The organism is Actinacidiphila sp. bgisy167, assembly GCF_965342175.1.
Classification (GTDB): Bacteria; Actinomycetota; Actinomycetes; order Streptomycetales; family Streptomycetaceae; genus Actinacidiphila.
In genome coordinates, this window is record NZ_CBDRBL010000010.1 from 74444 (window position 1) to 92564 (window position 18121).

19 protein-coding genes are annotated in these 18121 nt (G+C 72.7%); 13 read left to right on the top strand and 6 right to left on the bottom strand.

Annotation, left to right across the window (positions count from 1 at the left end):
- Positions 1 to 346: 346 nt before the first annotated feature.
- From ACRWND_RS06335 to ACRWND_RS06345, 3 genes are read right to left on the bottom strand one after another with little or no spacing between them, the layout of a single operon-like run.
- Entirely contained in the window at positions 347 to 928 is a 582-nt protein-coding gene (locus tag ACRWND_RS06335; protein ID WP_431946799.1) for a hypothetical protein, read from the bottom strand.
- Positions 925 to 2565 carry an ATP-binding protein gene (locus ACRWND_RS06340; RefSeq protein ID WP_431946801.1) on the bottom strand — a complete coding sequence of 547 codons (1641 nt, stop codon included), beginning with the start codon at positions 2563 to 2565 and terminating at the stop codon, positions 925 to 927. Before ACRWND_RS06340 ends, ACRWND_RS06335 begins: the two co-directional genes overlap by 4 nt.
- A complete protein-coding gene (locus ACRWND_RS06345) occupies positions 2562 to 3242 on the bottom strand; it encodes a response regulator (RefSeq protein ID WP_431946803.1) in 681 nt (226 codons plus the stop codon). Before ACRWND_RS06345 ends, ACRWND_RS06340 begins: the two co-directional genes overlap by 4 nt.
- A 189-nt stretch (positions 3243 to 3431) precedes the next feature.
- On the opposite strand from ACRWND_RS06345, the gene ACRWND_RS06350 reads away from it, so the two are divergent.
- From ACRWND_RS06350 to ACRWND_RS06390, 9 genes are all read left to right on the top strand, one after another.
- Entirely contained in the window at positions 3432 to 4283 is an 852-nt protein-coding gene (locus tag ACRWND_RS06350; protein WP_431946805.1) for a DUF3152 domain-containing protein, read from the top strand.
- Between the two features lie 144 nt (positions 4284 to 4427).
- Positions 4428 to 5210 (top strand): two-component system response regulator CseB, encoded by a 783-nt coding sequence (gene cseB, locus ACRWND_RS06355; protein WP_431946807.1) that lies wholly within the window; start codon positions 4428 to 4430, stop codon positions 5208 to 5210.
- A 1-nt stretch (position 5211) separates the two neighbouring features.
- The gene (locus ACRWND_RS06360) at positions 5212 to 6528 is read left to right on the top strand and encodes an ATP-binding protein (protein ID WP_431946808.1); all 1317 of its coding nucleotides are present in this window, start codon (positions 5212 to 5214) and stop codon (positions 6526 to 6528) included.
- Between the two features lie 153 nt (positions 6529 to 6681).
- Positions 6682 to 7050, top strand: coding sequence for a hypothetical protein (locus tag ACRWND_RS06365; protein ID WP_431946884.1), 369 nt, complete (start codon positions 6682 to 6684; stop codon positions 7048 to 7050).
- Between the two features lie 173 nt (positions 7051 to 7223).
- Positions 7224 to 7508: a winged helix-turn-helix transcriptional regulator gene (locus tag ACRWND_RS06370; RefSeq protein WP_431946878.1), complete on the top strand. Its 285-nt coding sequence runs from the start codon at positions 7224 to 7226 to the stop codon at positions 7506 to 7508.
- A gap of 82 nt (positions 7509 to 7590) precedes the next feature.
- Positions 7591 to 7806, top strand: coding sequence for a hypothetical protein (locus tag ACRWND_RS06375; protein WP_431946810.1), 216 nt, complete (start codon positions 7591 to 7593; stop codon positions 7804 to 7806).
- Positions 7807 to 8124: 318 nt separating this feature from the next.
- Positions 8125 to 8394 (top strand): hypothetical protein, encoded by a 270-nt coding sequence (locus ACRWND_RS06380; protein ID WP_431946812.1) that lies wholly within the window; start codon positions 8125 to 8127, stop codon positions 8392 to 8394.
- A gap of 41 nt (positions 8395 to 8435) precedes the next feature.
- A complete protein-coding gene (locus ACRWND_RS06385) occupies positions 8436 to 9356 on the top strand; it encodes an ABC transporter ATP-binding protein (RefSeq protein ID WP_431946814.1) in 921 nt (306 codons plus the stop codon).
- On the top strand, positions 9353 to 10354 hold the full coding sequence (locus ACRWND_RS06390; protein WP_431946816.1) for an ABC transporter permease: 1002 nt from the start codon (positions 9353 to 9355) through the stop codon (positions 10352 to 10354). The genes ACRWND_RS06385 and ACRWND_RS06390 overlap by 4 nt, the downstream gene beginning before the upstream one ends.
- 123 nt (positions 10355 to 10477) lie before the next feature.
- On the opposite strand, the gene ACRWND_RS06395 is transcribed toward ACRWND_RS06390, so the two are convergent.
- Complete coding sequence (locus ACRWND_RS06395; RefSeq protein WP_431946818.1) at positions 10478 to 12286, bottom strand: thiamine pyrophosphate-requiring protein; 1809 nt, start codon at positions 12284 to 12286, stop codon at positions 10478 to 10480.
- A gap of 294 nt (positions 12287 to 12580) precedes the next feature.
- Between ACRWND_RS06395 and ACRWND_RS06400 the strand changes: the two genes are divergently transcribed.
- Together ACRWND_RS06400 and ACRWND_RS06405 are read left to right on the top strand one after the other, a co-directional pair.
- Complete coding sequence (locus ACRWND_RS06400) at positions 12581 to 13771, top strand: zinc-dependent alcohol dehydrogenase (RefSeq protein ID WP_431946820.1); 1191 nt, start codon at positions 12581 to 12583, stop codon at positions 13769 to 13771.
- 158 nt (positions 13772 to 13929) lie between these two features.
- On the top strand, positions 13930 to 14094 hold the full coding sequence (locus ACRWND_RS06405) for a hypothetical protein (protein WP_431946822.1): 165 nt from the start codon (positions 13930 to 13932) through the stop codon (positions 14092 to 14094).
- A 21-nt stretch (positions 14095 to 14115) separates the two neighbouring features.
- Here the strand turns inward: ACRWND_RS06405 and ACRWND_RS06410 are convergent, their stop codons facing one another.
- Both ACRWND_RS06410 and ACRWND_RS06415 read right to left on the bottom strand, forming a co-directional pair.
- Positions 14116 to 14355, bottom strand: coding sequence for a CDGSH iron-sulfur domain-containing protein (locus tag ACRWND_RS06410; protein ID WP_431946824.1), 240 nt, complete (start codon positions 14353 to 14355; stop codon positions 14116 to 14118).
- A 16-nt stretch (positions 14356 to 14371) separates the two neighbouring features.
- On the bottom strand, positions 14372 to 15028 hold the full coding sequence (locus ACRWND_RS06415) for a HemK2/MTQ2 family protein methyltransferase (protein ID WP_431946826.1): 657 nt from the start codon (positions 15026 to 15028) through the stop codon (positions 14372 to 14374).
- Positions 15029 to 15305: 277 nt separating this feature from the next.
- Between ACRWND_RS06415 and ACRWND_RS06420 the strand changes: the two genes are divergently transcribed.
- Both ACRWND_RS06420 and ACRWND_RS06425 read left to right on the top strand, forming a co-directional pair.
- Positions 15306 to 17018 (top strand): SpoIIE family protein phosphatase, encoded by a 1713-nt coding sequence (locus tag ACRWND_RS06420; RefSeq protein ID WP_431946828.1) that lies wholly within the window; start codon positions 15306 to 15308, stop codon positions 17016 to 17018.
- Positions 17019 to 17148: 130 nt separating this feature from the next.
- Positions 17149 to 18039: a Rieske 2Fe-2S domain-containing protein gene (locus tag ACRWND_RS06425; RefSeq protein ID WP_431946830.1), complete on the top strand. Its 891-nt coding sequence runs from the start codon at positions 17149 to 17151 to the stop codon at positions 18037 to 18039.
- Positions 18040 to 18121: the final 82 nt, after the last annotated feature.

The following is an 18121-nucleotide window of genomic DNA, read 5'->3' on the forward strand; positions in this document are numbered from 1 at the left end:
TTGTGGATCGGCACGCCTGGGCCGGGTGATCATATGGACGTTTCACATCGCTGTGAAGAGTCATGTTTTTGTGGTGAACCTTGGGGCAACGACGCGAGCCGGTCCAGCCGGCGGCACTGGGGGAGATTCGCGCCCGCCGGAGTCGTCGCGCGCGTTCGGGCCTGCGACTGCGGCCGGTTGAGCCGTGCCCGGTGGCCCCGTGACCGCCGCCCCCTGGGAGTACCGAGGGTGCGTGCAGCGCCTGTCGCGTGACACCCCTGCCGCGAGCGACTTCGCCGCAGCCATGGCGGTTCCGCGTCCCAGGCGCGTGCGCGAGGCGGAAAGCCGTCCTTCCTCGATCGGGCGGCTACGCGTCGGGGCAGGAGTCGGCCGTCCGCGTTCTCGTCCAACCGTCGCCGATCACCTTGACGCCGCTGTACGTCAGGAAGCCCCCCTTGCCGGCGGGCGGCTTGGGCTTCACTTCGGCGCCGCCGCCCCCCGACGAGCGCGCGGCGAGTGAGCTGCCCACCGCGGACACCGTGCAGGCGAGCTGCAGCATGGCCGGATCCGTGAGCGGCGTGACGCCTTCGGGCAGCAGCACCAAGACCGTGCCGTCGGACTCCGTCGACACCTTCGGCCCGTACGTCACCACGGGCAGTTCCGTGGTGACCTTCTTCGCGGTCTCGTCGTGGTTGGGTCCGCCGAAGAGCATGTCGACGGCGCCTTCGAGGTTCCCGGGCTCGGTGGTGTCGCGCGCGTGGGCGATCAACCGGCCGTCCCGCAGGAAGTAGAGATAGACGGTTCCCAGCTCCGCGGTCCGCGAGCGGGGAGGCACACCGCGCGCCGCCTCGCCCGCCTCGATGACGCCGGACGGGGGGACCCCGCAGGCCGTCAGCGTCGTCGCGGCGGTCAGCCCCGTCACGAGCGCCGCCAGCCGCGCCCGCTTCACCGGGCACTCCCGCCGGCACCGGCGCCGCCGCCGACGGTGTGCTCACCGGTTGCCGCGGCGGCGGAGTCGCGGTGCAGCGGGAGTTCGACCGTGAACACCGCGCCGCCCCAGGGCAGGTTGGCCGCAGCGACCCGGCCGCCGTGCAGGCGCACGTTCTCCGCCGTGATGGCCAGGCCCAGCCCGCTGCTCTCGCTCCTGGTGCGCGAGCTGCTCGCCTTGTAGAAGCGTTCGAAGATGTGCGGCATGGCTTCCTCGGCTATCCCCGGCCCGTTGTCGGACACCTCGATGACGGCCCACGCCGCGCCCGCGGGCTCCTCCCGCATGCTCATGCCCAGCCGCACCGGCGGCTCCCCGTGCCGCAGGGCGTTGCCGACCAGATTGGCGAGCACCACGTCGAGCCGGCGAGGATCGACCCGCGCCCGGAGCGCGCCGGGCGCGGGCAGGCGGGTCTCCACCCGGCCCTGCCACCCCCGGGCGGCCAGGGTGTGCTGCGCGAAGTCCGCCAGGTCGATCTCGTCGACGTTGAGTTCGGCCGCGCCCGCGTCGAACCGGGAGATCTCCATCAGGTCGTTCACCAGCACGCTCAGTCGGCTGGTCCCCTCGCTGATGAGCCGCAGCGCCTCGCCGGTCTCCCGGTCCAGCCGCAGCGCGTTCTCGTCCAGGACGTCGGTGACCGCCGACATCGCCGCCAGCGGCGTGCGCAGTTCGTGGGAGACGTCCGCGACGAAGCGGCGTGCCTGGGCCTCCATGCGGCGCAACTCCGCGACCGACCGTTCGAGCGCTGCCGCCGTGTGGTTGAAGGACTGCGAGAGGTCGGCCAGTTCGTCGGATCCGTTGACGGCCAGACGGACGTCGAGGTGTCCCTCGGCCATCCGGCGCGTCGCCCCGCGCAGGGCCCGCACCGGACGGAGCACGCCGCTCGCGGCCACCAGCGCCAGGACGACGGCCAGGGCCAGCGCGACCAGTGTGGCGTGCTCGATGGCGCTGACCATCGCCTTGACATAGGCCTGTTCGGTATCCTGCGGCACGACCAGGTACATCACGAGCCCGGAGAAGCCGAATTGCTTCCCGCCGTCGTCGTAGGTGACCGGCATTCCGACGACGAGCCAGGGGCGCCCGCCGTCGTTCACCCGCTGGAACACCGCGGCGCGCTTGGTCGCCACGGACCGGCGCAGTTCCGGGGTGAGCTTGTCGAAGTCGGTACTCGGCGCGGAGGCGCGGAGGCTGCCGTACGTCGCCAGGACCCGCCACCCCTGCGACTGGTTGGAGCTGAGCACCTGGCTCACCGCAGCGTCCAGGTCCGACTGGTCCGGCGGCAGGGGGATCGTGGGCGCCTGGTCGTTGACGCCGGCCCGGAACTGCCGGATCACGGCGTCCTGGCTCTGCTGCAGCACCCCCGTGCGGGCCTCGCGGAAGGTCACGGCTCCGGTGCTCAGGGCGCCGGCCATGGTCACCAGGACGAAGGCCACGACCAGACGGAAGCGCAGGCCGCGCAGCGGGAGCGGGAGTTTCGCCAGTGCCGCCCGGTGGAAGCGCCTCCACCCGGGGCGGTGCCCGGGCTGATCGTGCCGCTCGGCCGCGACGTCCTCCCACCCGCGTGAGGACCTGCGCGACCGTACGGTTCCACGGCGGCTCACGTGGTCCCGAAGCGGTAGCCGAAGCCGCGGACGGTCTGGACGTACCGGGGGGCGCCGCCGAGCTTGCCGCGCAGTCGCTTCACACAGGCGTCCACGAGCCGGATGTCGCCGTAGTAGCTGTGCTCCCAGACCGCCTCCAGCAGCTGCTGGCGGCTGAAGACCTGTCCGGGCGAGGCCGACAGGGTCAGCAGCAGCCGCAGTTCGGAGGGGGCGAGTGCCACGTTCTCACCCCGGTGCGTCACCACGAGCCCGGCGCGGTCGATCATCAGCTCCCCGTGCGACTCCGCCCGGGGCCGGACGGTGTCGGGGGCCGACGCGTCGTGCCTGCGCAGTACGGCGCGTATGCGTGCGTCCAGGACCCGCGCCTGCACCGGCTTGACGACGTAGTCGTCCGCGCCGGCCTCCAGCCCCACGACGACGTCGATGTCGTCGCCCTTCGCGGTGACCATGATGATCGGCACCTGGTCCCGCTCACGTATGCGCCGGCACACGTCGAGACCGGATATCCCCGGCAGCATGAGGTCGAGGACGACGACGTCCGGACGGAAGGGGTGGAGCTGTCGCAGCCCGTCTTCGCCCGTGGGGGCGGCGAAGACCTCGTGCCCTTGGTGGCGCAGTCCCAGTTGGACGGCCTTACGGATATCTGGGTCGTCTTCGACAATAAGGACTCGTGGCACCTCGCCAGTCTAAGCAGGCGAGGATCGGCGACCGGCCCGGACGGGGGCCCTCCCGCGAGCTGTTACAGAAGGGTCATACGCGGGGTGCGCGGCTGACTTCCCGTGCGTAGGCTGCCGCAAGGGGCTCGTTATCCGTTCGTTATTGCGCTGCCTCACGGCGATCATTTGAGATGACCAGCTTGGGTTGCCATGCACGCTACCCACCGCGCCGGACGCCACCGCTCCTCCCGTCGCAGACGCCGTCAGCGCCGCCGGGGCCGGAGCTACCTGGTCGGCGCGCTGGTGCTCACCGGACTCCTCGGGTCCGTGGCGTTCTTCCTGGGCGACGGGCGCGGCGAGGCCGACAGTGGTGCGGGGCAGGCGCGGGGTGCGGTGCCCGTCACCTCCCCGCCGACACGCACCCCGACACCGACACCCACGCCCACGCCGACGCCCACCGTGAAACCGACGCCGACGAAGATCGATGTGCCCGCGACGGGAAGCGGCTCGTTCGTCACCGCGCAGGCGAGCGGCGAGAAGGTCGGCCGGGGTCCGCGTCCGCTCCGGTATGTGGTGAAGGTCGAGACCGGTCTGGACATCTCACCCGACCAGGCGGCCGCCGAGATCGCCGACATCCTCGCCGCCGCCCGGGGCTGGAGCCGCAACCCGGCTTTCGCGTTCCAGCTCGTCGGGGCCGGACAGCCGCATGACCTCACGTTCCGGATCGCGACCCCGGGGACAGCGGACGCCCTGTGCTGGGAAGGCATCCACCAGGACACCCAGGGCGAGTACAACTGCGAGGTCCCCGGCGGCGTCGTGGTGAACCTCAAGCGCTGGGTCGAGGGCTCGCCCATGTTCGACGGACCGATCCACGACTACCGGGCGCTGATCATCAACCACGAGATGGGGCACTTCCTGCAGTACACGCACTCGACCTGCGCCGGCCCCGGACAGCTGGCCCCGGTGATGATGCAGCAGATCAAGGGCCTGCACGGATGCGTCGCCAACGCCTGGCCCTACGACAAGAAGGGGCGCTTCGTGACCGGGCCGCACGTGCCGTGAAGCACGCCCACCGGGTCGGGGCCGCCGCGGTCGGGAGCGCGCGCTGATACACGATCGACGCACGACCGAGCGGCCTCGGATGCCCGCTGCGGAACCGCCTCGCGCATCATGGGGAGGTTGTGTACACGCGTCCGATGGGAAGACATGCCGGTTTCCGTGACTGAGGAGGCGGCGGCCCCCGCCGCCGTGGCCGTCCTGCTCGTGGAGGACGACGAGGTGATCCGGCGGTCGGTCACCATGGCGCTGGAACGCTACGGCTACCGCGTCGTCTCGGCCGCCGACGGCCTGACCGGACTCGAGATGTTCCGGGAGGCGCGCCACGACCTGATCCTGCTGGACGTGATGCTGCCGGGCCTGGACGGCATCGGGCTGTGCCGCCGGATCCGGGAGACCAGCATGGACCCGATCCTGATGATGTCCGCGCGCGGCGACGCCCTGGACGTGGTCTCGGGCCTGGAGGCGGGCGCCGACGACTACGTGGTCAAACCCGTGGACACCGCCGTCCTGGTGGCCCGGATCCGCTCCCTCATGCGGCGGGCGAGCTTCGCCCCCGGCCCCGCGGCGGCTGCCACGGGCTCCGCCGCGGCCGCCCCCGGACCCGCTCCGGAACCGGCGGCCCGGCCGGAGCGGCCGGACGACCCCGCACGGCTCGTCTTCGGCGACCTGACCATCGACACCGCGGGCCTCGAGGTGTCCCGGGCGGGCGCACCCGTCGCGCTCGCGCCCACCGAACTGCGGCTGCTGCTGGAGTTCGCCGCGAACCCCGGTGTCGTGCTGGACCGGAACACACTGCTGCGCAATGTGTGGGACTACGGCTGGGACGGCGACAGCCGGGTGGTCGACCTCTGCGTGCAGCGGCTCCGGAAGAAGGTCGGAGCCGAACGGATCGAGACGGTCCGCGGCTTCGGATACAAGTTGCGGCGCTGAGATGGAGACCGTACGCGACCTGCTCAACTGGCGTTCGCTCCGCTGGAAGATCGCCCTTCTCGTCACGGTGGCCTGCTGTGCCGTGGCGCTGACCGTCGGGGTGCTGGTCCACCGCAGCACACTGGCGCGGTCGATGAACGACGGCGGCGCGAAGGCCGTCGCGCAGCTCGACCGGGCCCTGGAGGACTACGGGCGGGACGGCGTTCCGCCCGTCGGGCTGGTGACGGCGCCCGACGCGGTGCCCGGGCCGCTGCTGGACGCGGTGCGCCACGCGCAGGGGCCGGGCATCCGGCACGCCACCTGGTACGAGGGTGACGGCGGCGGGGACCATCCGCAGATGTGGGCGGCGCGGATGTACGAGGGCCGACCGGTGGCGCTGCCGACCGACATGACGTCCGACCTGCTCACCCGGCGCGCCCTCGACCGGCACATGTGGAAGTACTCCCTGGTCGTGCTGGCCGTCGTCCTCCCGTTGACGGTGCTGGCGGCGGAGCTTCCGCACCGCAGGCTGCGGCGCGTGGCGCGAACCGCGCGCCGCATCGCGGCCGGTGACCTCGCCGCGCGGACCGCAGGCGGCCACCCCGCCGGCCGTGGCGGCGACGAGATCACCGAGATTTCCGCAACCGTGGACTCGATGGCCGACAGCCTGCTCGGGCGGCTGACGGCCGAGCAGCGCTTCACCGCCGACGTCGCCCATGAACTGCGCACCCCGCTGATGGGCCTGGTGACCGCGAGCGGGCTGCTGCCCGAGGGGGAGGCCGCCGACCTCGTCCGGGACCGGGTGGGGGTACTGCGAGCCCTGGTGGAGGAACTGCTGGAGATCTCCCGGCTGGACGCGGGCGCCGAGCGGGCCGAACTCAGGCCGGTTCCGCTGGGCGCGGTCGTCGAGGACCTGTTGGCCCGCATCGGACTGCCGACGCGGTTCGACGCGGACGGCGCCGGGTCTGTCAGCACCGACCCCCGCCGGGTCGACCGGATCGTGGCCAACCTGGTCGTCAACGCCCACCGCCACGGCGGCGCACCCGTCGAGGTCGCGGTGGCGGGCGCCACTGTGACCGTGCGGGACCACGGCCCTGGCTTCCCGCGTGAGCTGCTCGCGGACGGGCCCCAGCGGTTCCGCACCGGGGCGTCGGAGCGCGGGCGGGGCCACGGCCTGGGGTTGACCATAGCGCTCGGGCAGGCACGCGTCATCGGCGCGTCGCTGTCCTTCGCCAACGCACCCGGCGGCGGCGCCGTCGCCACGCTCCGGCTGCCCGCGGCGCGCGGAGGCACCGCGGGGCCGCCGCGCGGCGGTGCCTGCACGCACGGGGCGGCGTGATGCGCGGCGGAGGACCGGGTGAGCGGTCGATACACGGCGGATGACCGACTGAGCGGCGGCGGAGACACAATCACCGCGGGGCCGACATCGGCGACCCCCAGGGTGGGCGGTGTGCGTGACAGCCACGCCGTTCCCCGTGGAGGTGCCCCGCTCATGCGCTCAGTGTTCGACCACCCCGAGCCGGACACCGGACGTCCTCGGCGGCAGCCCGCCGTACTGACCGGGCCATGGCGCGGGTCACCCGGCCGCCGGCGGGTGCCCGTGCCGATCGCAGCCGGTGTCGTCGCCTTGGTCACCTTGATCGTCCTGACCCTGCTGGTGATGGCCACGGCATACGGCGGGAGCCGTGGACGCGGCGGGTCCGGCAACGGCGGGTCCGGGAACGGCGGGAGCTGGCCGGCGGCCTTTCCCGTGGCCCGCATCGACCACATCCTGGTGCGCGGCATGCAACCGCGCTCGGCCTGGACCCTCCCCGCCGACGGCAGTGACCATCTGCCGGTGGCGGCAGCGATCCGCCTGTAGGGCCCGAACGTGCCAGGCTCGGGGCCGGGCCCGGGCGGGAGCCGTCCCGTCGGCCGTGGCCCCGCCACTTCCCGGCTCCGGGGACAGAACCTGCCTGGTAACGGTGGTACCAGGCACGTCGCCCGACCGCCTGCGGCTACGTTCGAAGGTTGGCCAACGGATCACCTGAGCAGATGGGCCACCGGCCGCCGGCGCCGCCTGCGACCGCGCCCTGGAAACGTCGCGGCGTCCGAGGGCGCGCGCCGCTTCGGGAGTACCGAGCCGTCATCGCCGGTATCTCCGACCGTCTGCTCGCCCAGCGCCTGAGGGAGCTCGAGGCCGGGGGCCTCATCGAGAGATACGTCATCCCCAGCACTCCCGTGCAGGCCCGCCACGAGCTCGCTCCCGACGGCGAGGCGCTCGTCGCCGCGCTGCAGCCGCTGGGACGTGGCATGCGCCGACCGCGCCGCTTGAGATAGGTATGACCCCGTATGGATGAATTTCGGACATTATGGTTAATAAGCATGCAAAATCTTCAGAGGTAGTGCAGAGAGGTGCCACATGACCCGAGGAGCCGAGGCAACCACCCGACCCACTCCCCGCGCCGACGTCGACCTCGCACGTGACTGCGGTGCGTGTCTGGGCTGGGGGACGGTCGTCACCAACAATGGCCGCCACGAACTGTGCCCCGACTGCCAGGACGGCGGACTCGTCACACCAGGGCGCGTCAGGGCCGTGCGCCTGCGCCCCGGCTCCCGCTACGTCTCCCCCCGCTGACCGGTCGCCCCGCCTTCCCGCCCCCTTGTACCGGCTGCTGACCGGCCCCGCGCCATGCCCCGGCGCGGGGCCGGCGACACCCGCCCGGGCGGCCCCGCCCCGAGGGCGGATCCGGCAAGCAGGAGCGGGGCCGCACCTCCAGGGTGCGCCGGAGGCGTGCCGGGCACCCGCCGGGTGGCGACCGCTGCGGGACACGGGCTGCGCCGCGCGCCATAGACGAAGGTATAGGTGCCGTCTCCTGCCGTGCCTCCGGTCACCCGTGGAACACAGACTTTCTGCCGAAGTACGGGCCCCAGCCCGCCCCATACCGTCGGGGACATGAGCCACACGCGTACAGAACCCCTCTCACCCCCCTCCCTCACCCAGCGCCCCGCGCTGCTGCTCGTCGGCCTCGCCGGTGTCGCGCTCCTCCTGCTGGGCGGTGTGCCGCTCGCCGAGCGGTTCCTCGCCCACGTGGCCGTGTGGGGCGCCGCCGTGAGCGTCCCCGGACTGCCCCACCTGGTGCTCGTCGTCGCGGGCGCCGGGCTGTGCGCCCTGTTCGCACGCCGCCGCCCTGGCGCGGCCGATCCGGCCGCCCACCACCACTGAACGACGGACTCGCACAGGAAGAGCACCCGGACCACCACGTCATGACCACATCCCCCAACGTCCCCGCCATCGAGACCGTCGGGCTGGGCAGGCGCTACCGCCGCGGATGGGCGCTGCGCGACACCTCCTTCCGCCTGCCGGCCGGCCGTGTGTGCGGTCTCGTCGGCCCCAACGGCGCGGGCAAGACCACCCTGCTGTCCCTGGCCGCCGACCTGATCACGCCGACCACCGGCACGATCACCCTGTCCGGACACCGGCCCGGCAGCGTCGAGGCCCGCCAGAGCACCGCCTTCCTCAGCCAGCAGAAGGCTCTCTACCCGCGCTTCCGCGTCAGCGAGGTCCTGCGCATGGGCGGTGAGCTCAACCCCACCTGGCACCACGAGACCGCCGAGTCCGTCATCGACGCCGGCCAGGTCCCCATGGACGCCCGGATCGGCACCCTCTCCGGCGGGCAGGCCACTCGCGTCGCCTTCGCCCTCGCCCTGGGCAAGCGCCCCCGGCTGATGCTGCTGGACGAGCCGATGGCCGACCTCGACCCCTTGGTGCGCCACCAGATGACCGACATCCTGCAGGCGGAGGCCCGGCGCAACGGCTCGACCGTCGTCATGTCCTCGCACCTGGTCTCCGAGCTCGAGAACGCCTGCGACTACCTCGTGCTCGTCAACAACGGAACCGTGCGGCTGGCCGGCGAGGTGGACCTCCTCCTCGCCGAGCACCGGCAGCTCACCGCGCGGCCCGGGGAGAAGCTGGACCTGGAGGGCCACCAGGTCATCGCGACCTCGAACGCCGACGGCGGCAGCCTCAGCGCGCTCGTCCGGGCCCCTCACCCCTCCCCGGCCGGTTCGGAGCACCGACCCCCCACCCTCGAGGAACTCGTCCTCGGCTACCTCCGGACGCCCGACGCGCCCGCCCTCCTCACCCCCAGCGCACAGATCACCGACGACATCGAGGTGTCCGCATGAGCACCGCGACCGTCCGTCCCCGCACCGCCGTCCGCCGCGGTCCGCGACTGCGCGGACTGATCTGGCTGGCCTGGCGGCAGAACCGCATCGCCTTCTGGACAGGACTGGCCTTCGCGGCCGCCGTCGCGGTGTACGCCCTCGTCCAGCACCACCACGTGGCCGCGGCGGTCCAGCACCTTCAGGCGTGCGAGGGCGGCGACCAGCTCACCCAGGAGTGCTCCCGCCGCATCAACACCTTCGGGAAGCAGTACCAGCGTCCGATACGGCGGCCGCTCCAGGCGATGCTGCTGCTCCCGTTCCTCTTCGGCCTCTTCCTCGGCGCTCCGCAGTTCGCGCAGGAGATGGAGTCGGGAACGTACCGCACGGTCGTCACCCAGTCGGTGACCCGCATGCGCTGGTTCGCGGCGAAGCTGGGCGTGCCGCTCGCCATGACGGTCGTCGTCAGCGGTGTCGTCGCCGCCGCCATGACCTGGTGGTGGCACCCGGTCGCCGAGGGGATGGGCGCGGCGTTCTCCTGGTTCTGGTGGTACCCGTTCTACGGTGTGGGGCCCGTCGTGGTGGGCCTGAGCGTCCTGCTGTACCTCCTGGGGGCGACCCTCGGGCTCGTCCTGCGCCGCACCGTCCTGGCCATGGGCGCCACGCTCGCCTTCGGCGCCGGGCTGTTCGCCCTCCTCGAGGCGGTCCGGCCGCACCTGGTGCCCGTTCGTACGGTGAACGTGCAGCACGTCGCCGAGGCGCCGGTGCCCGACGGCGCCTGGGTGATCGCGTCGGGCTCGCTGTCCACGGACGGGCACCGCGTGGCACTGCCCTTCGACTGCTACGCCTACGACAACATCAAGCAGTGCCTGGCTTCCCGCGGCATCTCCGGCGGCTGGGCGGAGTACCACCCCGCGTCGCACCTGTGGCCGCTGCAGTGGACGACGACGGGCGTGTGTGTGGCGCTGGGCGCCGTGCTCGTCGCCCTGGCCGTGTGGTGGACCCGCCGCAACCCCGCCTGACCGCGGCGGCGTGCAGGTGGGCGCGGGGCGGCGGCCTCCAGCGCGTAAGCGCTCCCACCGCTGACGCCGGTCACCGCCGGCACACCGATGCCTCGGTGTGCCGGAGGTCGGCGCCGGTCGGACTCACTCCTCGCCGTGCCCGTGGCGTCCCCGCCCGGGAAGCATCTCCTGGACCTTCGCCTTGAAGCCCTGCCGGATCATGGCGGCGCGGTCGGAGTCCCCCTTGAGCATGGAGGCGCTCGCCGCCTCGATCTGGTCGAGCGTGGCGTGCGGCGGGATCGGCGGGACCGCGGGGTCGGTGCGGAAGTCCAGGACGAAGGGCCGGTCCGCGGCCAGCGCCCGCCGCCACGAGTCCTCGACCTCGTCGGGTTTCTCCACGCGCAGGCCGTCCAGGCCGATGGAGCGGGCGAAGTCCGCGTAAGGGACGTCGGGCAGGTCCTGTGAGGGCAGGAACTGCGGAGCGCCGGACAGGGCGCGCATTTCCCAGGTCACCTGGTTGAGGTCGCCGTTGTTGAGGACGGCGACGACCAGTCGCGGATCAGTCCAGTCGCGGTAGTACTTGGCGGCGGTGATGAGTTCGGCCATCCCGTTCATCTGCATCGCGCCGTCGCCGACCAGGGCGATCGCCGGCCGGTCGGGATGGGCGAACTTCGCGCCGATCACGTACGGCACTCCGGGCCCCATGGTGGCGAGCGTGCCGGACAGCGAACCGCGCATGCCGCCGCGCATCCGCAGGTGCCGGGCGTACCAGTTGGCCGCGGAACCGGAGTCGGCGGCCAGGATGACGTCCTCGGGCAGGAGGGCGTCCAGAGCGTGCACCACGAACTCGGGGTTGACGGGCTCCGCCGCCACGCCGGCCCGCCGTTCCATGACCTCCCACCAGCGGGCCGTGTCCTTCTCGATCTTCTTCCGCCAACTGCCGTGCTTCTTGCGCTCCAGCCGCGGCAGCAGCCGCGTCAGCGTCGCCTTGGCGTCGCCGACCAGATTCACCTCGAACGGGTAGCGCAGCCCCACCATGAACGGGTCGACGTCGATCTGCACCGCGCGGGCCGTGCCGAACTCCGGCAGGAACTGCGTGTAGGGGAAGCTGGAGCCGAGGACCAGCAGGGTGTCGCAGTCCCGCATCAGCTCGTAGCTGGGCCGTGTGCCGAGCAGCCCGATCGCCCCCGTGGCATAGGGCAGTTCGTCGGAGAGGACGTCCTTGCCGAGCAGTGCCTTCGCCACTCCGGCGGCGAGCGTGTCGGCCAGCCGCTCCACCTCCGGCCGCGCGCCGCGCGCGCCCTGGCCGATCAGTATCGCCACCTTCTCGCCCGCGTTGAGGACCTCGGCCGCCCGGTCGAGGTCGGCGTCGTCGGGCACAGGGGCGGAGGAGGACATGCCGAGGCTGGAGGGCACCATCTTGAACGCGTGCTCGGGCGGGGAGTAGTCGAGTTCCTGGACGTCGGCCGGGATGATCACGGCGGTGACGGTGCGGCGCGCGGCCGCCACCCGCAGGGCACGGTCGATGACGTTGGGCAGCTGCTCGGGGACGGTCACCATCTCGACGTACTCCGAGGCGACGTCCTTGAACAGGCTCAGCAGGTCCACTTCCTGCTGGTAGGAGCCGCCCATGGCACTGCGGTCGGTCTGCCCGACGATCGCCACCACCGGCACGTGGTCGAGTTTTGCGTCGTACAGCCCGTTGAGCAGGTGGATGGCGCCGGGGCCGGAGGTGGCCGCGCAGACGCCGACCCGGCCGGAGAACTTGGCGTAGCCGACCGCCTCGAAGGCGGCCATCTCCTCGTGGCGGGCCTGCACGAACCGGGGCCTGTCCTCGGCCCGTCCCCAGGCGGCGAGCAGTCCGTTGATTCCGTCGCCCGGATACGCGAAGACATGCTCGACCCCCCATTCCCGCAGCCGCCGCAGAACATGGTCGGACACTTTGCCGGACATGGGGATCCGCCTTTCTGTCGGCTTCGGCTCTCTGCCGGCGCCGCCGGCGGGCGTTCCGGCCGGGGACAGACGGCCCGCGTCCGTACGCCTGCCTGCTCGCCGTGCCGGGCGCCGCAAGGCGGGCCCGCGACACTCCGCTTCGGCGCCCCCTTCACGCGTGCCCCGCGCGCCCGGTCTCTAACGCCTGCGGCGGCTTGATCGCCCGCCCCATTCGGCGGGCGCGCGGTTCACCGGCGGCCCCATGGGTACCCGATGGTCCTGCCGTGAAAAGACGAGCGCAAGGAAGTGATCGACATGCGGGCCACCGTGTGGCACGGCAAGCGCGACGTACGCGTCGAGACCGTGCCCGACCCCCGGATCGAGGAGCCGACCGACGCGCTGGTGCGCATCACGTCGACCGGCCTGTGCGGTTCGGACCTGCACCTCTACGAGGTCCTCGCGCCGTTCATGACGCCCGGCGACATCCTCGGGCACGAACCCATGGGCGTGGTCGAGGAAACCGGCGCGGAGGTGGACGGCCTCCGGCCGGGCGACCGCGTCGTGGTGCCGTTCCAGATCGCCTGCGGCACCTGCTACATGTGCCGTCAAGGGCTGCCCACGCAGTGCGAGACCACCCAGGTCACCGAGTACGGGTGCGGCGCGCGGCTCTTCGGCTACACCAAGCTGTACGGACGCGTCCCCGGCGCCCAGGCCGAGTACCTGCGTGTTCCGCAGGCCCAGTTCGGGCCGATCAAGGTGCCGGACGGACCGGCCGACGACCGCTTCGTCTACCTCTCCGACGTCCTTCCCACCGCCTGGCAGGCGGTGAAGTACGCGGACTTCCCCGAGGGCGGCAGTGTGGCCGTCCTGGGCCTGGGGCCGATCGGGGACATGTGCTGCCGCGTCGCCCGCCACCTGGGCGCGGGCAAGGTCATCGGCATCGACTTCGTACCGGAACGGCTGACCCGGGCGCGCCACGACGGGGCGCAGGTCTTCAGCCTCGACGAGTACGAGGACCAGGAAGAGCTCGTCAAGGCCGTCCGGGACGCCACCGACGGCCGCGGCCCGGACGCCGTCATCGACGCCGTGGGCACCGAGGCTCACGGCAGCCCCCTGGGCAAGGCCGTCCAGCAGTCCGCCGGGCTGCTCCCGCGTCCGTGGGCGGCCAAGCTGATGCAGAGCGTCGGCGTCGACCGCCTCGGGGCGCTGCACCTGGCCATCGAGCTGGTCCGGCGCGGCGGCACGATCTCGGTCAGCGGCGTCTACGGCGGCATGACCGACCCGCTGCCGATGCTCACGCTCTTCGACAAGCAGATCCAGCTGCGTATGGGGCAGGCGAACGTCCGCAGGTGGACCGACGAGATCCTCCCCCTGCTCACCGACGAGGACCCTCTGGGCGTGGACGGCTTCGCCACGCACCACGTCCCGCTGGAGGAGGCCCCGCAGGCCTACGACATGTTCCAGAAGAAGGCGGACGGCGCCGTCAAGGTCCTGATGGTGCCATGACGTCCGCGTCGCCCGGGCGGCGCGCCAAGGGGCGCGGCCGGGGCCCGTCACCCGTATGTCCCATCAAGGCGGTGGCCACGGTGCCGATATCGCGGGAGTGCGCTGAGGATCTCCGTGACGAGACGGCCCGAGTCCCGCGTCCACGGGAGACGTCGCCCGTGGACGCCCAGCCCGACCCGCGATCGCCGTGGGAGCGCGGAGTGGACGAGGGCGACGTGCTGTGTCTCGTCGTACGGGAGCTGTGCTCCCGCGGTCTGCTCGCGCTGAGACTACCGGGCACGGGGGCGGCGGCGGCCGACCATCCCTCAGCGCCCGCGCGGTGACCGGCGCGGGCTGCCCCGGGGTCAGCCGGCCGACTGCCGGTTCCGTGTGGACGATGGCTGCCGCTCACCGGTCCCGCCCTCACGCCGCTTGGACGCGGCGGTGCGCCGACGGTGGCTGGTGTCGCACCAGGGGTACGTGCGGCTGCGCCGGCAGGCGCAGAGGGCCACGACGAAACGGTCGGAACGCACGACCCGTCCGTCGTCCAGGACGACCTCGACGGGGCCCTCGATCAGGATCGGGCCGTCCCTGGTGAGCGTCACCCTCGTCGGGTACGGCTCATCGCTCGCGTTCGGCACGGACCACCACCAGCTCTTCCTTCTCCTCGCCCGGGGCTATAAGCCCGCGCGCCTCCAACCACCGCGCCCGGGCGCGCAGCACCGGCCCGAACGGGATGTACCGGCGCTCGGTGACCACCGCCCGCAGTCCGGCGTGTCGCAGCCGGCCCAGGGTGCGCTCCACCCCGCACAGGCCCGAGTGGACCATCAGCAGGACGCCGCCCGGTGTGAGCAGCGGTGGCGCGTCGGAGCAGATCCGGTCCAGCAGCACCCGGCCGTCCGCACCCGCGTCCCACGCCAGGGCGCGTCCCCGGGTGGGCGGGCGGGCGCGCGGAGACGGCACATAGGGCGGATTGGCCATGATCAGGTCGAAGTGGCGATCCGTGACGGGGGCCGTGAGATCGCCGCGCAGCACCTTCACACGCCGCCCGTTGAGCCGGGCGTTGAGCCATGCGGTGAGCACCGCGCCGAAGGAGGCGTCGACCGCGGTCACCTGGGCCGCGCCGTGCTCGATGGCGGTCAGGGCCAGCGCGCCGGTGCCCGTCCCCAGGTCGAGGACGGCGGCATCCGCCGCGAGGGTCTCCCGCTTCAGCGCGTCTTCCAGCAGAAGCGTGTCGTCCTGGGGGCAATAGACCCCCGGTGGGCACAAAAGCCACATGGAGCGCTTGTACCCCATGGCGGGTGGGCAAACGCGGTTCGTCCCGTCCCGTGGTCCGGTCCCGGCCCGGCAGGGCACCCTGGGCGGGGCGCGGGACCGGGTGCGACGTCCACGTGGACGCCGGAGACGGGTGACCGCCACGCTCGGACCGTCGCGCCGCCGCGGCTCCGCCGGACTCGAGACGTGCCACACGGCGGCCAGGGGCCGGCGCGCCGCATGGGATGCTGGTGCCTGGGTAAGCCAAGAGACCGAGGTTCCGCCCCGAGGACTGGAGAGCATGGACGCCGTTGTACCGGACACCGGACCGCCCGTCCCGGCCGGACCCGGGGCCGCGCAGGGCGGCCTGCTGGACGCTGTGCTGGCCCCCGCCTATGTGGTGGACGGCGACGGAGTGATCGTCGCGGTCAACAGCGCCGTCGAGCGGCTCCTGGGTCGGTCGGGCGCGGAACTCCTCGGCCGAAACGCCCACGACCTGCTGCACCGCGACATGCACGGCGGTGCTGTGCCGCACTCTCGCTGCGAGTTGCGGGACGCCCTCGTCACGGGGCGGACGAATCAGAGCGACGTGGGGTGGTTCGCCCGCGCCGACGGCAGCCTCATCGGACTGTCCTGGTTCATGACGCCCTATGTCCTCGGTCCGGGACGGCCCGGAGCCCTGGTGCTGCTCCACCAGCGGCAGGACGCTCCGGAGCGGGAGGAAGGGGAGGCGCGCCCCGGCACCCTGACCGAACTCGACCGCCTCGCCCTGCTGGCGGATACCACCACCCGGCTCACCTCGACCCTCGACGTGGAGGAGGCGTTGCACCGGCTGGCCGTGCTGACCGTGCCCCTGCTGGCGGACTGGGCCGTCGTCGACCTGCTCACCGAGAACGACGAGGTGCGGCGGGCACTGGTCGTGCAGCACAAGGACGGGGTCCTGGTGCAGCGCGGCGACCTCCAGGGGCCGATGCCCCCCCTGCCCCAGGAGTCCCCGATGCCGCTGTCCCGTGCGCTGCGCGGCGCGGCCTCCAGCGTCGCGTGCCCCTCCACGTACCAGGGGCCACCGGACTCCGGTATCGCCGTCGAGCAGCACCGGCTCTTCGAGGCGACCGGTATGCACTCCGCGGCCATCGCCCCGATCCGCGGCCCGCGGGACGTGCTCGGAGCGCTCACCCTCGGCCGTTCCGCGCGCCCGGACCCCTTCACGGCGGCCGACCTGCCTCTCCTGGAGGACATCACCCGGCGGGCGGGCCTGGCGCTGGACAACGCGCGCCTCTACCAGCGGCAGCGCAAGGTGTCCGAGACGATGCAGAGGCATCTGCTGCCCCAGATGCCCACCATCCCCGGTCTGTCGCTGACGGCCCGGTACGTGGCGGCCCCCCAGGCATCGCAGGTCGGCGGTGACTGGTACGACGCCTTCCCGCTCGCCGACGGCGCGACCGCTCTCGCCATAGGCGACGTCGTCGGACACGACCTCGACGCGGCCGGTGGCATGGCCCAGGTCCGCAACATGTTGCGGGCCTTTGCCTGGACACAGCCGGAGTCGCCCTGCGATGTGGTCAGCCGGCTCGACCAGGCCCTCATGCACATCGCCCAGGTGCCGATGGCGACCATGCTGCTCGCGCGGCTCACCAGCGCGGAGGACGGCCTGTGGCGACTGAGGTGGACCAACGCCGGCCACCCGCCGCCTCTGCTGGTGGACTGCGACGGCCGGAGCCGCTTCCTCACCGAGGGCCACGGCATCCTGCTCGGCACCGGCGCGGGAAGGCCGCGCGAGGACGCCGTCGTCACCCTGCCCCCGCGGTCCACGCTGGTGCTCTATACCGACGGACTGGTCGAGTCCACGCGGCACCCCATCGATGACGGCCTCGAGCTGCTCCGCAGGCACGCCGCCGGCCTGGCCCGGCGTCCCCTGGACGCGTTCAGCGACGCGCTGCTCGACCGGGTCCGTCCTCAGGACAACGACGACGACGTCGCCTTCCTCGCGCTGCGCACACCCGACCCCGAGTGAGGGTCCGCACGCACGCCGAGGACGGCCGAGGGCGGCGTGCGTGGCAGGGGGAGCGGCCGTCCGAGACGGCGGCAGCGACAGTGCCGGGTTTGCCCCGGGGTGTGACGGTAAGCCGCTCCTTATGAGGCTTATGAGGCATACGAGCGAAAAGCGGGACTCCCCGAACGGTCCGCTGCCCGCCGCGATCGACGCCCTGGAAGGCCAGGAGTGGCTCGACACGGCCGCCACGGGCGTCCGCCGGGCGGTGCGCGCGCTGCCCCTGGGCAAGGGGCGCGACGCATTGCGCGGCCTGTGGCTCGGCCACCCCCTGCATCCTGTGCTGGTCCAGGTGCCGATCGGCGCCTGGACCTGTGCCGGGATACTCGACCTGCTGCCCGGCGAGAGCCGCGCCGCCCGCCGCCTGGTGGCGGTGGGTCTGGCCGCGGCCGGGCCCGCGGCGCTGGCCGGCTGGGTGGACTGGGCGGAGCAGCGCCCCCGCCAGGCCCGCGTGGGCCTGGTGCACGCGGCCGCCAACGTCGCCGCCGTCGCGACGTACACCGCTTCCCTCGTCCACCGCTACAGGGGCCGGCCCGTGCTCGGCCGGGCCCTCGGTTTCGGCGGCATGGCCCTCGCCACCGCGGGTGGTGTGCTGGGCGGCCACCTCGCCTACCGGCAGGGCGCGGGCGTGAACCATGCGGAGGCGGTGCCCGTGCTGGTCGAGCCGGGCTGGCACCGCGTCGGGGTGCCGGAGGACTTCCCGGTCGGCGAGCCCGTGCAGCGCATGGCCGATGAGGCGGCGGTGGTCGTGGTCCGGGAGTACGACGGGCGCTTCCACGCACTGGCCGGCCGCTGCAACCACATGGACGGCCCCCTGCACGAGGGAAAGGTGCTGGAAGGCTGCATCGAGTGCCCCTGGCACGGCAGCCAGTTCCGGCTCTCGGACGGCGCCAATGTGCAGGGACCGGCGACCGCGCCGCAGCCGCGGTTCGACTGCCGGATATCGGCCGACGGACAGGTCGAGGTCCGGCTCGCCCAGAGCTGAGCCCGGCGCAGAGCCCGCCGCGAAACCCGCCGCAGACGGCACACGAGCGCGTGCCCGTGGCTTTCGCGCCGGGCCGCGGGGT

Coding starts and splice junctions, on each gene's coding strand:
- ACRWND_RS06395 (WP_431946818.1), bottom strand. CDS start 12,286: ATGTCCGGCAAAGTGTCCGACCATGTTCTGCGGCGGCTGCGGGAATGG.
- ACRWND_RS06390 (WP_431946816.1), top strand. CDS start 9,353: ATGAGCACCGCGACCGTCCGTCCCCGCACCGCCGTCCGCCGCGGTCCG.
- ACRWND_RS06365 (WP_431946884.1), top strand. CDS start 6,682: ATGCGCTCAGTGTTCGACCACCCCGAGCCGGACACCGGACGTCCTCGG.
- ACRWND_RS06350 (WP_431946805.1), top strand. CDS start 3,432: ATGCACGCTACCCACCGCGCCGGACGCCACCGCTCCTCCCGTCGCAGA.
- ACRWND_RS06385 (WP_431946814.1), top strand. CDS start 8,436: ATGACCACATCCCCCAACGTCCCCGCCATCGAGACCGTCGGGCTGGGC.
- ACRWND_RS06375 (WP_431946810.1), top strand. CDS start 7,591: ATGACCCGAGGAGCCGAGGCAACCACCCGACCCACTCCCCGCGCCGAC.
- ACRWND_RS06400 (WP_431946820.1), top strand. CDS start 12,581: ATGCGGGCCACCGTGTGGCACGGCAAGCGCGACGTACGCGTCGAGACC.
- ACRWND_RS06415 (WP_431946826.1), bottom strand. CDS start 15,028: ATGTGGCTTTTGTGCCCACCGGGGGTCTATTGCCCCCAGGACGACACG.
- ACRWND_RS06370 (WP_431946878.1), top strand. CDS start 7,224: ATGGGCCACCGGCCGCCGGCGCCGCCTGCGACCGCGCCCTGGAAACGT.
- ACRWND_RS06360 (WP_431946808.1), top strand. CDS start 5,212: ATGGAGACCGTACGCGACCTGCTCAACTGGCGTTCGCTCCGCTGGAAG.
- ACRWND_RS06380 (WP_431946812.1), top strand. CDS start 8,125: ATGAGCCACACGCGTACAGAACCCCTCTCACCCCCCTCCCTCACCCAG.
- ACRWND_RS06420 (WP_431946828.1), top strand. CDS start 15,306: ATGGACGCCGTTGTACCGGACACCGGACCGCCCGTCCCGGCCGGACCC.
- ACRWND_RS06425 (WP_431946830.1), top strand. CDS start 17,149: ATGAGGCATACGAGCGAAAAGCGGGACTCCCCGAACGGTCCGCTGCCC.
- cseB (WP_431946807.1), top strand. CDS start 4,428: ATGCCGGTTTCCGTGACTGAGGAGGCGGCGGCCCCCGCCGCCGTGGCC.